The organism is Novosphingobium sp., from assembly GCF_036820275.1.
Lineage (GTDB): Bacteria > Pseudomonadota > Alphaproteobacteria > Sphingomonadales > Sphingomonadaceae > Novosphingobium.
In genome coordinates this window covers 1-14,183 of the sequence record NZ_DAISLT010000007.1, presented here as the reverse complement: position 1 = coordinate 14,183, position 14,183 = coordinate 1, and the positions used below count along the sequence as shown (strand labels likewise).

The window sequence follows — 14,183 nt, the reverse complement described above, 5'->3', positions numbered from 1 at the left end:
GTTATCCTTTCAGCACGGCATGGAGGGCCGGAGGCTTGCCCTCGGCAAGCTCCCAGTCGGTCAGTTCGAGAAGGCCATCGCCGGTCTGCACGGTCAGGACGCCGTCGCGGCTGGCCATGACCTGACCCGGAATGGCGTGGTGTCGCTCGCCGCCGCCGACCGGGCGGGTCGCCCAGACCGTCAGCTTGCGCCCGGAAACATGGGTGAAGGCGCCCGGATAGGGCCGCCCCACCGCGCGGACGAGACGGTCGATGGTCGCAGCCGGATCGCGCCAATCGATCAGGCCGTCGGCGGGGGTGCGCTTGGTCGCCCAGGTAGCGTAGCGCTCGTCCTGTACCTCGCGCGGCTGCTCGCCTGCCGCCAGCCGGGGCAACGCCTTGCGCAGCATCGCGCGCAGGGCGTCCATGTGCTTGTCGTAGAGGCTTTGCGCGGTTTCGTCTCGGGCGAGGTGGAAGTAATGCTGGTCGAGGATGTCGCCATCGTCGGTGCCTTCCGCGATCCAGAACAGGCTGGAGGCGGAAATCGGCTCGTCCAGCAGGATCGTCCAGGGAATCGCCGCCCGCCCGCGCAGGCGCGGCAGCGGTGCCGGATGATAGCCGATCGCGCCTTTCGCAGCGATCGACAGGAACTCCGGCCCGACGATCTGCGACCAGCCGACCACGAAGACATAGTCCGGCCGCTCGGCGCGGACCTGTTCGAGAACCTCGGGATCGTTGGTGCGCGCGATCGGGAACAGCCGCGCCCCGGCCCGCTCGGCGAACGGCGCCATGTCCACGAGGTCGGAATGGCGCCCGTGGAGTTCGGGCGGCAGGGTTCCGACCATGGTCAGGTCCCAGTCCGCCGCGGCGGCGAGTTCTTCCACGAGGACCTGGGTACTTCCCACGGCCCCGATCACGACAGCCCGCATTTGCCCCCTCCCGATCTCAGCCCGCCACCGCCCGCGAAGGCCCGGCGCTGTGCACGGGGGCGGTTTCGGGCGGAAGGTCGTCAGAGGGCGAAGGCTGCGTGCGGATCGTCGCCGGTTCGTTCCAGGGTTCGCGCAGGAGGTCCATCTCGTCGAGCAACTGGTGGTTCACCTTGCGCACGTCGTAGATCTTCTCGGCAAGGTCGCGCGAACGGGCGGCCATGCTCGTCACCAGCGACGGCGCCTCGATGAAACGCTGCATCGCCGCCTTGAGTGCACCCACGTCGCGCGGCGCCACCAGGAAGCCGTTCTCGCCCTCGATCACCGGTTCGCGGCAGCCGGGCATGTCGGTGGTGATGATCGGGCGGCCGGTCGCCATGGCTTCCAGGATCGTGCGCGGCAGGCCCTCACGGTAGTAGGACGGCAGCACGAAGACCGAGCTGCTGGCCAGATAGGGGCGCACATCGCTGGTGCCGGGAATGAACTGCACCGGGAACTGACGCGCCAGCCGCGCGCATTCCACTTCGTCGATCCCGGTGGGGTTGGCGCGCTCGTAATGGCCGAGCACGCAGAACTCGACTTCCGGATGATCCAGCTTGAGCTGCCTTGCCGCCTCGACGAATTCGTAGATGCCCTTATCGCGCATCAGGCGGCCGACCAGCAGGAACCGCAGGCGGCCGCGCGGCAGCGGTTCGAGCCGGAAGCGTTCGAGGTCGATGCCCGAGCCGGGCACCTGGATCACGTTCTGGCGCGGGGTGACGATGCCGAGGTCGATCATGTCCTGCCGGTCGTCGGCATTGAACACGAAGACCCCGCGCGCCCGTCGCACCGCCTCGCGGTAGAGCCGCGTCACCGCCCAGCGCAGCCCCTTGCGGGCCTTGCTGTCCTCGCTGAAGACATAGCCGAGACCCGACATCAGCGCGAAGAAGCGCGGCACGCAGAGCATGCGCGCGGCGATCCCGCCGTAGATGATCGGCTTCTGCGTATAGGCCAGCACGAGGTCCGGCTTCTCGGCCATCATCAGCTTCACATAGGCGGAGAGCAGGCCTGCGTCCTTCACCGGATTGGTGCCGGTGCGCGCCATCGGCACGAGGCGGAAGGCGATTCCCCAGGCGGCGAGGTCCTGCTCCACCGCGGCATTCCGGTCGGGCGCGACGGCGACGACCTCGTGCCCGTTCGCTTTCAGTTCCCGCAGCAGGGCGCCCCGGAAATTGGTGAGCGAATAGGCCAGGCTGGAAAGGACGAGTATTTTCATGCGTGATCGAGCCCCAGGCTGATAGCCAGACTTGCGGCCTGACTGGCGGATGGTGTGCCGTGAGGCTGTCACCACGCCCCCGCGTGTGTGCCCCCATCCCTTCGCCCTGAATGATGGCCCTCGGACCGCCGACCGCAAGCCGACTAATCGGCTGATAGCCCTTCGAGATGACCTGCGGCGATTAAGGGCGGGATATCCGCCGCCCCGCCCGCTCCCTTTGGATCAGGCCCATGTCCGACAGTCGAAATCGCGCCTCCTTCGCAAGGGGGGCGGCAATTACGGCTGATGGCTTCATGCACAAGTGCGCGGCCTAAAAATGGTCAATAGATCATGAATCCATGAGGCCGGGTGCGGCCCCGTGCTTGTTTCCCGGCCCCGACGACCAAGTCCCGCAAGGGTCGGTCCGAAAAACCGGAAGGAACGAGAGCATGGCGGCGAAGCGCGATCCGGGACCTGACCAGACAAAGCCGAGAAGGTCGACGCAATGAGTCATGCCGCTACGCCAAGCAGTGCCGCGACGGTTGCCGCAGGGTCCGGGAGCCGGTTCCTGCGGGTGCGCAAGCTCGGATCGGCGAGCGGGCGCTCTCGGGGCGGATCCGCGCAATTCAGCCTGCGCCGCACCTTCCGCAATACCGTGCTGATGACGATCGACTTCGTGGTGCTCTCGCTGACCCTGGCGCTGGCGTTCGAGCAGATCGGCAAGACCGGCTTTCCCAAGTCGGACGGCCATCTCGGCGCGATCCTGTCCTTTGCGCTGGTGGTGATCGGGGTGTTCTACACCGCCGGGATCTATCGTCGCTCCTGGCGCTTCTTCAGCTTCTCCCACGCGATCCAGCTGGCGATGCTGACGGTTCCGGCTTTTGCGCTCGCCTGGGTGGCGATCATGATAGTACCGGGCGTACGGGCCGAGCGCGGCCAGCTCATCGATATCGCGCTGGCCCAGTGGCTCTTCGCGATGACCGCGCTGTTCTTCGTGCGCGGCGCCCGCCGCGCCCTGCGCGAGAAGCTGACCCATACCGCCAAGGTCCTGCCCGCCCATGTCGACAGCAAGAACCTGCGCGGCGCCCTGCTGGTCGGCTCGCCCGACTGGGTGCTCTCGATCATCGAGATGCTCAAGCGCGAGACCACGCCCAGCTTCTTCGTCACCGGCATCCTGCTGCCCGCCGACAACGACACCCTGCAACAGATCGCCAGCGTGCCCGTGCTCGGCAGCCACGACGACCTTGCCCATGCGGTGGAGACCCTGGAGCTGCAAGGCCGCCGCCCCTCGCTGGTGATCGCCTGCGACGACGGCACCGACCTGTCCAACCGCGAAATGGCGCGGCTCACTTCGCGCACCCGCAACCTGGGCCTCGAACTCTCGCGCATCCGCGACGGCTGGAGCCATATCCTCCAGCGCAACCACGGCGCCTCGCCGGACGAGCTTTCGGTGAAGGACCTGCTCGGCCGCAGCGAGTTCACGCTGGAAGGCGAGCAGATCACCAGCCAGATCACCGGCAAGTGCGTGCTCGTAACCGGCGCCGGCGGCACGATCGGCGGCGAACTGTGCTGGCAGCTCGCCAGCTTCCGCCCCTCACGCCTGGTGCTGGTGGAGCACAGCGAATACCACCTCTACGCCATCGAGATGAAGCTGCGCGAGCAGTATCCCGATCTCGACGTCCAGCCCGAGCTTTGCAACATCCGCGAGCGCGACGACGTGCGCCGGGTGTTCGAGAAGCACCGCCCGGTGATCGTCTACCACGCCGCCGCGCTCAAGCATGTGCCGATCGTCGAGGCCAACCCCTGCGCCGGGGTCCATACCAATATCCTCGGCACCCGCATCGTCGCCGACGCCGTCTGCGAATTCTCGGCCAAGGCCATGGTCCAGGTCTCCACCGACAAGGCGGTGAACCCGGTGGGCATGATGGGCGCCACCAAGCGCGTGGGCGAACTCTACAGCCAGGCGCTCGACATGTGCGGGGTGGACGATCCCGAGGCCCCGCGCTTCATGACCGTGCGCTTCGGCAACGTGCTGGGATCGAGCGGCTCGATCGTCCCCCTGTTCCACCGCCAGCTGCGCGAAGGCCGCGCGCTGACCGTCACCCACCCGGACATCGAACGCTTCTTCATGACCGTGCGCGAGGCGGTGCAGCTGATCCTCCAGAGCAGCTCGGCGGCGCTCAGCCAGAATTCCCAGCGCGGCACGATCTTCGTGCTCGACATGGGCAAGGCGGTGCGGATCGTCGACCTCGCCTACCGGATGATCCGGCTCTACGGCCTCCAGCCGGAGATCGACGTGCCGGTGGAATTCGTCGGCCTGCGCCCCGGCGAGAAGCTCTACGAAGAGCTGTTCGACATCTGCGAGGAGCAGCTGCCCTCCGGCATCAAGGGCATCTTCGAGGCCCAGTCCAAGCCGATCCCCCTGCCCTTCATCTCGCGCAGCATCGACCGGCTCGCCCGCGCGGTGGAACTTGGCGACCATATCGAGGCGCGGCGGATCACCCATACCCTGGTCAAGGTGCCGAGCGGCAGCGCCGGGTTCGAGGTGGTCGAGAACCCCGGCCTGAGCCGTCCGCAGGGCACCGGCGAACCTGTCAAGGTCTGAGGGAGAAACCATCCGTGAATCTGGCAAGCCTCCCCGGAATCGAGGATTCGTCCCCGGCTCTGGAAACCTTCCGCAGCGAACCTGCTCCCCGCGCCGTGCGCTCGCTCTGGCCCCGGCACGAACCGGACGAGATCGAGGCGGTCGCCCATGTCCTGCGCTCGGGCAAGGTCAACGCCTTGGTCCACGGCGAGCAGAACCGGGCGTTTGCGGCGGACTTCGCGCGCTTCGTCGGCATGCCGGAGGGCCCCCGTCCCAAGGGCATGTGTCTCGCCAATGGTACGCTGACGCTGGAAGTGGCGCTGCGCGCGCTCGGCGTCGGACCGGGGCATGAGGTAATCGTCCCCGCCCGCAGCTTCTTCGCGACGGCCAGCTGCGTGCTCGCGGTCGGCGCGCTGCCGGTCTTCGCCGATGTCGATCCGGTCAGCCAGAACATCGATCCCGCCTCCGTCGCGCGCATGGTGACGCCCGCCACCCGCGCGGTGATCTGCGTCCACCTCGGCGGCTGGCCCTGCGACATGGATGCGCTCGGCCGAATCTGCGATGCCCACGATCTCCACCTGATCGAGGACTGCGCGCAGGCCCACGGCGCCAGCTGGCGCGGGCGGCAGGTCGGCTCTTTCGGCGCAGCCTCGTCCTTCTCGTTCTGCACCGACAAGATCATGTCCACCGGCGGCGAAGGCGGGTTGCTGCTGCTGCGCGACCACGAGGCCTGGCTGCGCGGCTGGTCGTTCAAGGACCACGGCAAGAGCTACAGCAAAGTCACCGACGGCGCGGGCACCCCCGGAGCCTTCCGCTACATCCACGATACCCCCGGCTCGAACTACCGCATGACCGAGATGCAGGCCGCGCTCGGTCGCTGCCAGCTCGGCAAGCTTCCCCGCTGGCTGGATGCGCGGCGCCGCAATGCCGAGGCACTGTGCAAAGCCCTGGCCGACGTGCCCGGCCTGCTGCTGCCGCAGCCTCCCGCCGAAGTCGGCCATGCCTGGTACAAGTTCACCTTGCGCCTCGAAGGCCCCGCAGACCGGGTGGAGGAACGCCGCCGCGCGGTGCTGGCGGGCCTGATCGCGCGCGGCATTCCGGCGGGCAGCGGCTCCTGCCCGGACATGAGCCGCGAGCACGCGCTGTCCGGCCTGCCGATCCGCCGCGACGGTGCGCTGCCCCAGGCCGTGGACCTCGGCCGCCGGACGCTGCTGTTCCCGGTCGACCACACACTGGACGAACAGGACATGCTGCGCATGGCCGAAGCCCTGAAGCAGACGATGATGGAGACGAGTTCGCAATGATGGCTCCCGACTGGCAACCCCGCTTCATCGTCATCGGCGCGATCAAGGCCGCCACGACCTGGATTCAGGCGCGGCTACGGGACAATCCGGCGATCTACATGCCCGATCCGGAGCCGCATTACTTCAGCTCGGAATTCGATCGCGGCGAGGACTGGTATCGCGGCTTCTTCGCGGATCGTCCGGAGGGCGTGCAGCTGATCGGCGAGAAGTCGGCCGACTATCTCGCCCACCCCCTCGCCGCCCAGCGCATCGCCCGCGCCCTGCCGCAGACCCGCCTCGTGCTGCAGCTGCGCAACCCGGTGGAACGGGCCTATTCCGACTACAAGATGCTCTACCGGCGCGGCACCGTGAAAGGGCCACCGGAGGAATATCTGCGCTCGCTCGACAATCCCTATCCGCGCTTCCTGGAATACGGTCTCTACGCACGCCATCTCGCCCGCTGGTACGACCTGTTCCCGCGCGAGCAGATCCTGATCTATCTTTACGAGGACGTCGCCGAGCAGCCGCAGCGCATCGTCGAGGCGGTGTCCCGGCATATCGGCATCACCCCGGTCTTCCGCCCGGAAAATGCCGCCACGGCGGAAAACAGCAGCCGCTCCGCCATCCTGCCGCTGCCACTGCGCAAGGCGCTGGCCCCGCTCAAGGACACGGTACGCCCGCTGCGCGGCACGGCGATGTTCGAGAACGTCCGCTCGCTGCTCGCCCGCGAGATCGCCTATCCGCCGCTCGCGCCGGGCCTGCGCGAGCAGATCCAGGATTTCTACGCACGCGACGTGGAAACGCTGGAAGCGATCTGCGGGCTGGATCTCTCGCGCTGGAAGAACGCCACGCGAACGGCGGCGTGACGCTTCTTCACTCCACTTCCAGCCGGGTCGGCGCGCCCATGCCGTCCATGAAATTCGCCAGGTTGCGGTGGAGGTTGATGACCTTCTGCTCCTGGTGCGGATTGGGCAGCGGCCCGCGGAAGCCGGAGGACTTCATGCCCTTCTGCACGAACTGCATGTTCGAGAAGTCCTGCGCCAGCACCGACCCCCAGTTCTCACCGATGGGATCGGCATAGACCCACTCGGTCTGCGGCACCGCGCCCTCGGGGAAGCGTTCGAGGGCATAGCTTTCGAAAATGCACTTGTCCGGATCGTCGCCATAGGGGCGCACGCGGTAGCAGAGCGCGAACGTCTCGCCGTGGAGGATGTTCTGGTTGGGGAACAGGCCCCAGGCAAGGCCGCCCTCCTTCTTGATCTCCGGCGGAACTTCGGGCCAGACCACCCCGCGCGCGGCGTCGTCGGCGCGGGCGGACTTGAGCCAGTGCGCGATGATCTCGCCCGGCGTGGCGGTTTCGGGCAGTTCGTCCACCAGGCGGCTGGCGGCGTTGACCAGCGTTTCGGTGGAGGCGGAGTAGTTCACCGTCTCGTAGTTCTCGCGGATGAGTTCATAGGTGGAGACGCGCGCATCGTCCCCCTTGCCGGCGCGGGTGGTGCCGGCGCTTTCGCTCATCTGGAACTTGCTGTCGCGGGTGTCGTAGCTGGACACCGAGTGGAGGCCGTACTGCTTCGACAGCGCATAGTAGTCGCCATAAGCGAGCAGCTGCGTGTGGGTGCCGGCGACGTGGTAGGGTTCCAGGAACGCCTCGATCGCGGTCTTCCAGTTGCAGTCGTAGATCGCCCACTGGCGCCACTTGTAGTGCATGCCGGCAAGGTCGAAATGGTCGAGAATCTCGCCCGCGCGGCCCATCCATTCCTTCAGCGGCACCGCGTCCGGGTCCATCGAAATGTAGATGTAGCCGCCCCAGGTATCGACCTGCACGTCCGACAGGCAGGTCATCTCCGGCGTCAGCTTGTGATGCCAGTCCTGCGGGTCGAGGATGTAGGTGTTCCGGCCCTCGAGGTCGAAAGTCCAGCCGTGGAAGCCGCAGATGAAATTGCGCCGATTGTTGCCGCGCACGTCATGGACTTTACCCGGCAGCATGTCGGGCACCGAGACGAGCTGGCGGCCGCGATGCGGGCAGACGTTGTGGAAGGCCTTCAGCGAGCCGTCGTCCCGGCGCAGGACGATGATCGATTCGTCGGCGACATCGTAGGTCATCCAGTCGCCGGGATTGGGCAGGTCGCTCTCGCGCTCCACCATCTGCCAGACCTTGGGCCAGAGCAGCCTCTTCTCCGCGGCAAGATAATCCTGCGAGAGGAATGCAGTAGTGGGATAGGTGGCGAGGCGTTCCTCGTCCATGTCCTGTGCGGTCAGCGTAATCTTGGTGCCCGTCTCGTTCACGTGGCCTCTCCTGTTATCAACAGGACTGTTCATTAAGCCATCGGGAACGCCGTTTCCAGCTGCAGTACGGGATCGGCACAACGCCCCTGCGATACACATCGAAAAGGGCGCGCCCGGAGACGCGCCCTTTCCTTCGATCCGGTTCGACGATCAGAGCGCGATCACGCCGCCATCGTCCTTGGTGATCGCGATGACCGCGGAACGCGGGCGCACGGTCGCCGCAGGCGTGCCGGTCTGGCTGTCGGGCCAGTGGCTCGATGGGGCCGCCGGGGTGCCGTCCTCGCCGGGATGCTGGATGCCCACGAAGAGCGTGCGGCCGTCCGGGGTCGAATCGATGCCGGTGATCTCGCACTGGACCGGGCCGACCAGGAAGCGCCGCAGGTTCGCCGCCGTCGCCGGAGCGCCGACCACCGTCGCCTGGGTGGCGGTGGCGCCGGTCGAGGCGGTGTTGGTGATGGTCTTCGCGCCGCCGTCCCCGACATGGCCGGGGATCGCCGCCAGCAGCATGCAGTTGGTGCGATCGGTCAGGGCGCCGTCGTCGGTCTCGATCCAGAGCACCGGATTGAACTGCCCCGCCGGGTTGGTGGCGCGCGAGAAGTAGGCGCCGTCCGGGCTGGAGAAGTCGTTGTCGGCGGTCAGGCCCGAAATGTTCACGTTGGCACCGGCATCGGCGGCATCGGCGCCGAACAGGTAGATGTCCCACGTGAAGCTCGTGGCGGCGGTGGTGTCGCCGTCCTCGCGCAGGCGGACGATGTGCCCGTTCGGGTTGCCGTACTGCGCCGTGTTCGAAGCGCCCTTGGGGTCGTTGTAGTGGCGCGGATTGGCGGCATCGGTGCCGTTGATCGGACGACCGGCGGCGTTGTTGTTGGTGAGGGTGAGATAGATCTCGCCGGTCACCGGGTTGCCCGCGGTCCATTCCGGGCGGTCCATCGGCGTCGCGCCCAGGGCGTCGGCGGCGAGGCGGGTGTTGACGAGGATGTCGGCCTGGTCGGCGAAGACATATTCCGGCGTCGTGCCCACGGCCGCGCGGTTCGGCACCGAGCCGAAGACCATCGGCAGCCACTGGCCCGTGCCGTCGGCATTGAACTTGGCGACGTAGAGCGTGCCCGTATCGAGGTACTTGTCGCCCATGGCGAGGCGGCTGGTCGTCGCCGCGTCGGCAGCGGCATAAGTCGCCGAGGAGACGAACTTGTAGAGATATTCGCGGCGCGAGTCGTCGCCCATGTAGACGCCCAGCTTCTGCCCGTTGACGGCGCGCACGAAGGCGCCCTCATGGCCGCAGCGGCCGAGCGCGGTGCGCTTGCGCGGGGTCGAGGCGGGATCGTAGGGATCGATCTCGACCACCCAGCCGTACTGGTTCGGCTCGTTGCGATAGTCTTCCGCCGCCGTGGCGCCGATGATCGACGCGTTCCACTTGGTGTAGATGGAGTCGGTGGAGTCGGCGAAGGACCAGGCGTAGTTGCCGGTGCGGCTGGTCACACCGAAACGGGCAAAAGCAGTCATCTCGCGGGCGCTGCGCTTGGCGTCGTCGGCGGCATCGCGGCGGAAGTATCCGGCCCAGTTTTCCTCGCAAGTGAGGTTGGTGGCCCAGGGGGTCATGCCGTTGGCGCAGTTGTTGATCGTGCCGCGACCGGCGGTGCCGTTCGTGGAATAGGCGGTGACGAGCATCGCCGATCCCGCAGCCGGGCCGTGGAAGCTCATCGGCGTGTTCGGGGTGATGCGGCGGTTGTAGCTGCTGGTGGGCACGTAGGACCACTTGCGGCTGCCCGCATCCACGTATTCCGACACCGAAACGCCGTGGGCCTCGATCTCCTTGATCGCCTCGGCCGCCGGGCGCGGGCCGGTGGAGACGTTGGTCGGACCGTTCGGGTGGAGGTACTGGACGTTCAGGTTCTCGTGGTTCTGCACCATGAGGCCGCGCGTCGAGCTGTTGTCGTCGCGCCCGCCTGCTGCTGCGAGACCGAAGAAGTGCAGCCCGTCGCCGTGATCGCCGATGCGCTGGGCGAAGTTGCCGTCGCTGCCGTCGTTGGCGTAAGTCGAAACCCCGGTGGCGAGCGGATCGCCGAGGCGGGTCATCACCGTCACCGAATAGCCGGTGGGCACTTTCACCACGTCCGCCAGGCTATGGGCAACGGCGGTGAAGCCGAGCACGCCCGGCGAGACGCGCACGGTGGTCGTGGCGGTGCGCACTTTCCCGAGGCTGCTGGTGGCGGTGAACGTGAAGACCAGATCGGTCGCCGCGGCGACGCCAGGCGCGATGAACGTGACGGTGGAGCCGGAGCCGATCAGTTCGACCGTAGTGCCGGAGGTCTGTGCCCAGCCGGTCCGGTAGCCGCCGTAGCCGTTTTCCGGGCTGCCGGTCAGCGTGACGACGCGGCCCGCGCTCGTCGCGGCATTGGCACCGGCGCTGACGGACACGCCTTCCTGGTCGTCATCGTCGCCGCAGGCTGCCAGCAGGGCCGTGCCCATGAAGGCCATGGTCGTGGCACCGGCGCCGCGGAACAGGGCCTGACGGCGCGAATAGCGCTCCGCCGCCATGCTTTCCAGCGAGCGTTCGGTGGTGGAATTGGTATCGACGTCGCCATCGGTATAGCCGTTGGCGGGAAGCCCTTCAGTCATGGATGATGCCCCTGTTCTTTCGACATTCGCAGGGGCTTGCTAGGGGCGCTTCATGGCAATTGAGCGCAATTTCCGCGTCAGTTCGATGGCGATTTCACGACAGCGGTGTCGCGGAAAATTCGGGAAGCGCGGGACGCTTGCGGATCACGCCTCGGGGTAGACCCCGGCCAGCACTTTCTCGAAATGCGCGGCGACGTGATCGTTGCACGAACAGGCCTTCGCCTTGAGGCTGGCGCGGTCGACCACGGCGATGCCGCCGCGCCGGGTGCGCACCAGTCCGTCGCGCTTGAAGCGCTGGAGCACGCGGCTGGCGTAGCTGCGGCCGATCCCCATCATCGAGGCGAGTTGCTCCTGCGTCATCGTCACGTCGCTGCGTCCGATCCGGTCGACCGCCGCGATCAGCCACTTGGCCGCGCGCTCCTCGATCGTGTGGACGGCATTGCAGGCGATCGACTGGAACACCTGGGCCATCATGCAGTCGGCATAGCGTGAAAACAGCCCGGCGATCGTCGGCACCCGCTCCTTCACATCTTCCAGCTGCCGGGTGGGGATGCGCCAGAACAGGCCGCCGTGCAGCACGTTGGCGCGGGCATAGGCGGGCAGGCTGCCCTGGCTGACCACCCCGCCCAGCGCGCCCTCGCGCCCGACCAGGATCGTTTCCACCGAAATGCCGCTGTCGAGTTCGACGAAGAACGAGCAGATCGAGGCACCGCGCGGCAGGTAGCAATAATCCACCTGATCGCCGGGATGGTAGATCACCTCGCCGGAACGCAATTGCACTTCGCTCAGATAGGGTTCGAGCAGGGCGAATTCGCCCGGACGCAGCGCCGCGAGCAGATCGCTTTGCTCCTGGCTGGTCTGTGACGCCATTTTCACCGGCTCCCTGATATTCCGCACCGAATTCTCCCGCGCCGGGGCGGCGCCATTCTCCTGCGCCGAAGCGACGTCCCAAGGCGAACAATGCGGCAGGCCGCTTGCGGTTCCCGGCCCGAGCGTACAGAAGTGAACAGACGCAAGGGCGCGAGGTTGCTAAAGCGTTCCTCAGGAACATTTCTCTGGCGCCGGAGTTGTGGCCCCTTGAGCGGGGGGCTTGCGCGTTACGGCGAGTGCGTCCAACCGCCTGTAGATATTCCCAATTTTTTTAGGCGAAACGATTGATGCGGACCGTGGATCTGACTGCCCTGCAAGCCGGCCCGGCCGCTGTTCGGATGGAAAGCGCCCTGCGTGGCTGACGGCGTGCATCAGGTAGACCTCAGCACTTGCGATCTCGAGCCGATCCACATCATCGGCCGCATCCAGAGTTTCGGCTGGCTGCTCTCGTTCTCCAGCGACTGGATCATCAACCACGTCTCGCTCAACTGCGAGGAGCTGTTCGGCGCGTCCGCGCGCGACATGGTGGGGCTGCCCGCCATGCAGTTCCTCTCGCCCGACGCCATGCACGACGTGCGCACCCGCCTTCAGGTGCTCGGCGGCGCCAGCACGGTGGAGCGTGTGTTCGAGGTGGACCTGCGCGGCGACGGCCGCCTGTTCGACATGGCGATCCACGTCTCCGGTCGCTCCTACGTGCTGGAGATCGAGCCGCACGAAGGCGGCCGCCGCCGCGATTTCGTCAGCTACGTCCGGCCGATGATCGACCGGCTGCGCCAGTCCACCTCGATCGAGCAGCTCTGCGCCAGCGCCGCCCGCCACTTGCGCGGGCTGACCGGGTTCGACCGGGTCATGGTCTACCGCTTCGAAGGCGACGGCGCCGGGGAGGTCGTGGCCGAGAGCCTGAACGGCATGGTGGACAGCTTCAAGGGCCTGCACTTCCCCGCCTCCGACATTCCCGCCCAGGCCCGGCGCCTCTACACCCGCAACATGCTGCGCATCATCAGCGACGTGAACGACCCGACGGTGCCGATCCACCCGGCCACCGACCCCAACGGCGATCCGCTGGACCTGTCGATGTCGGGCCTGCGCGCGGTCTCGCCGATCCATGTCGAATACTTGCGCAACATGGGCGTGAAGGCGTCGATGTCGGTCTCGATCATGCGGCGCGGCAAGCTCTGGGGCCTGATGGCCTGCCATCACTACTCGCCGCTGACGCTCTCCTACTCGGTCCGCACCGCCAGCGAGCTGTTCGGCGAGTTCTTCGCCTATCTGCTGGAGCAGAAGGAAACCGACTTCGCGCTGGAGCAGCGCTCCGCCTCGATGCGGCTCCACGACGAGATGATGTCGCGCGTCGCCGCCGGCGGCTCGCTGCTGGAAGCCTTCGAGGACTTCTCCGATTCGATCGCCCGCGTCATTCCCTTCGACGGGATCATCGGCTGGGTGGACGGGCGCTTCGTCAGCCACGGCTCGACTCCCAGCGAGGCGCAGTTCTCGCAGCTCGCCCGCTTCCTCAACACCGCGGGCGCCAGCACCGTCTGGTCCACCGACACGATCGGCGCGGTCTATGCCCCCGCCAGCGAGTGGGCCGACCGGGCGGCGGGCCTGCTCGCCCTGCCCGTCAGCCGCACCCCGCGCGACTACATCGTGCTGTTCCGCCGCGAACAGCTGCGCGAGGTGAGCTGGGCGGGCAATCCGGAAAAGGCCATCGAACTCGGCCCCAACGGCCCGCGCCTGACCCCGCGCAAGAGCTTCGAGATCTGGAAGGAAGAACGGCGCGGCCAGTCCCGCCCCTGGACCGAGGAAGAGACGCTCGCCGCCGATGCCTTGCGGGTGACCCTGCTCGAAGTCGTGCTGCGCCTCGCCGATGCCGCCCATGTCGAGCGCGAGCAGGCGACCCGCCAGCAGGACATGCTGATCGCGGAACTCAATCACCGCGTGCGCAATATCCTCAACCTGATCCGCGGCCTCGTTGCCCAGAGCAAGGAAGGCGCCAGCACGATCGACGAATTCGCCGAGATCGTCGGCAGCCGCATCCACGCCCTCGCCCGCGCGCACGACCAGGTGACGCAGAAGGACTGGACGCCCTCCTCACTTTACGACCTGATCCGCACCGAGACCGCCGCCTATGTCAGCGACGGCGCCGACCGGGTGGTGATCGACGGTCCCGACGCGCTCGTCGCGCCCAGCGCCTTCACCACGCTGGCGCTGGTGTTCCACGAGCTGATGACCAATTCCTGCAAGTACGGCGCCCTGTCGGATTCGCGCGGAACGGTGACGATCACGCTCAATCGCGGCGACGACGGCGCGCTGGAGATCGACTGGCGCGAATCCGACGGCCCGCCGGTCAAGACCCCGACCCGGCGCGGCTTCGGCTCCACCATCATCGAGCGCACTATACCGCAC

Annotated in this window: 9 protein-coding genes; 4 read left to right on the top strand and 5 right to left on the bottom strand. The window is 67.2% G+C overall.

Annotation, left to right across the window (positions count from 1 at the left end; all coding sequences use genetic code 11):
• Nucleotide 1: 1 nt before the first annotated feature.
• The gene (locus V7066_RS07580) at nt 2-907 is read right to left on the bottom strand and encodes a methionyl-tRNA formyltransferase (RefSeq protein WP_334182461.1); all 906 of its coding nucleotides are present in this window, start codon (nt 905-907) and stop codon (nt 2-4) included.
• Between the two features lie 16 nt (nt 908-923).
• Complete coding sequence (locus V7066_RS07575; RefSeq protein WP_334182460.1) at nt 924-2,159, bottom strand: glycosyltransferase family 4 protein; 1,236 nt, start codon at nt 2,157-2,159, stop codon at nt 924-926.
• 484 nt (nt 2,160-2,643) lie between these two features.
• Here V7066_RS07575 and V7066_RS07570 point away from each other — a divergent pair, with 484 nt between their 5' ends.
• The 3 genes from V7066_RS07570 to V7066_RS07560 are packed head-to-tail and all read left to right on the top strand — an operon-like array spanning nt 2,644 to nt 6,871.
• On the top strand, nt 2,644-4,743 hold the full coding sequence (locus V7066_RS07570; RefSeq protein ID WP_334182459.1) for a nucleoside-diphosphate sugar epimerase/dehydratase: 2,100 nt from the start codon (nt 2,644-2,646) through the stop codon (nt 4,741-4,743).
• 14 nt (nt 4,744-4,757) lie between these two features.
• Nucleotides 4,758-6,026: a DegT/DnrJ/EryC1/StrS family aminotransferase gene (locus V7066_RS07565; protein WP_334182458.1), complete on the top strand. Its 1,269-nt coding sequence runs from the start codon at nt 4,758-4,760 to the stop codon at nt 6,024-6,026.
• The gene (locus V7066_RS07560) at nt 6,023-6,871 is read left to right on the top strand and encodes a sulfotransferase domain-containing protein (protein WP_334182457.1); all 849 of its coding nucleotides are present in this window, start codon (nt 6,023-6,025) and stop codon (nt 6,869-6,871) included. The genes V7066_RS07565 and V7066_RS07560 overlap by 4 nt, the downstream gene beginning before the upstream one ends.
• A gap of 7 nt (nt 6,872-6,878) precedes the next feature.
• On the opposite strand, the gene V7066_RS07555 is transcribed toward V7066_RS07560, so the two are convergent.
• From V7066_RS07555 to V7066_RS07545, 3 genes are all read right to left on the bottom strand, one after another.
• Nucleotides 6,879-8,249, bottom strand: a complete 1,371-nt coding sequence (locus V7066_RS07555; RefSeq protein WP_334182595.1) for an aromatic ring-hydroxylating oxygenase subunit alpha — start codon at nt 8,247-8,249, stop codon at nt 6,879-6,881.
• A 192-nt stretch (nt 8,250-8,441) separates the two neighbouring features.
• Entirely contained in the window at nt 8,442-10,910 is a 2,469-nt protein-coding gene (locus V7066_RS07550; RefSeq protein WP_334182456.1) for a PhoX family protein, read from the bottom strand.
• Nucleotides 10,911-11,054: 144 nt separating this feature from the next.
• Nucleotides 11,055-11,780, bottom strand: a complete 726-nt coding sequence (locus V7066_RS07545) for a Crp/Fnr family transcriptional regulator (protein WP_334182455.1) — start codon at nt 11,778-11,780, stop codon at nt 11,055-11,057.
• Between the two features lie 354 nt (nt 11,781-12,134).
• On the opposite strand from V7066_RS07545, the gene V7066_RS07540 reads away from it, so the two are divergent.
• A partial coding sequence (locus V7066_RS07540; protein WP_334182454.1) for an HWE histidine kinase domain-containing protein occupies nt 12,135-14,183 on the top strand: 2,049 nt, incomplete at its 3' end.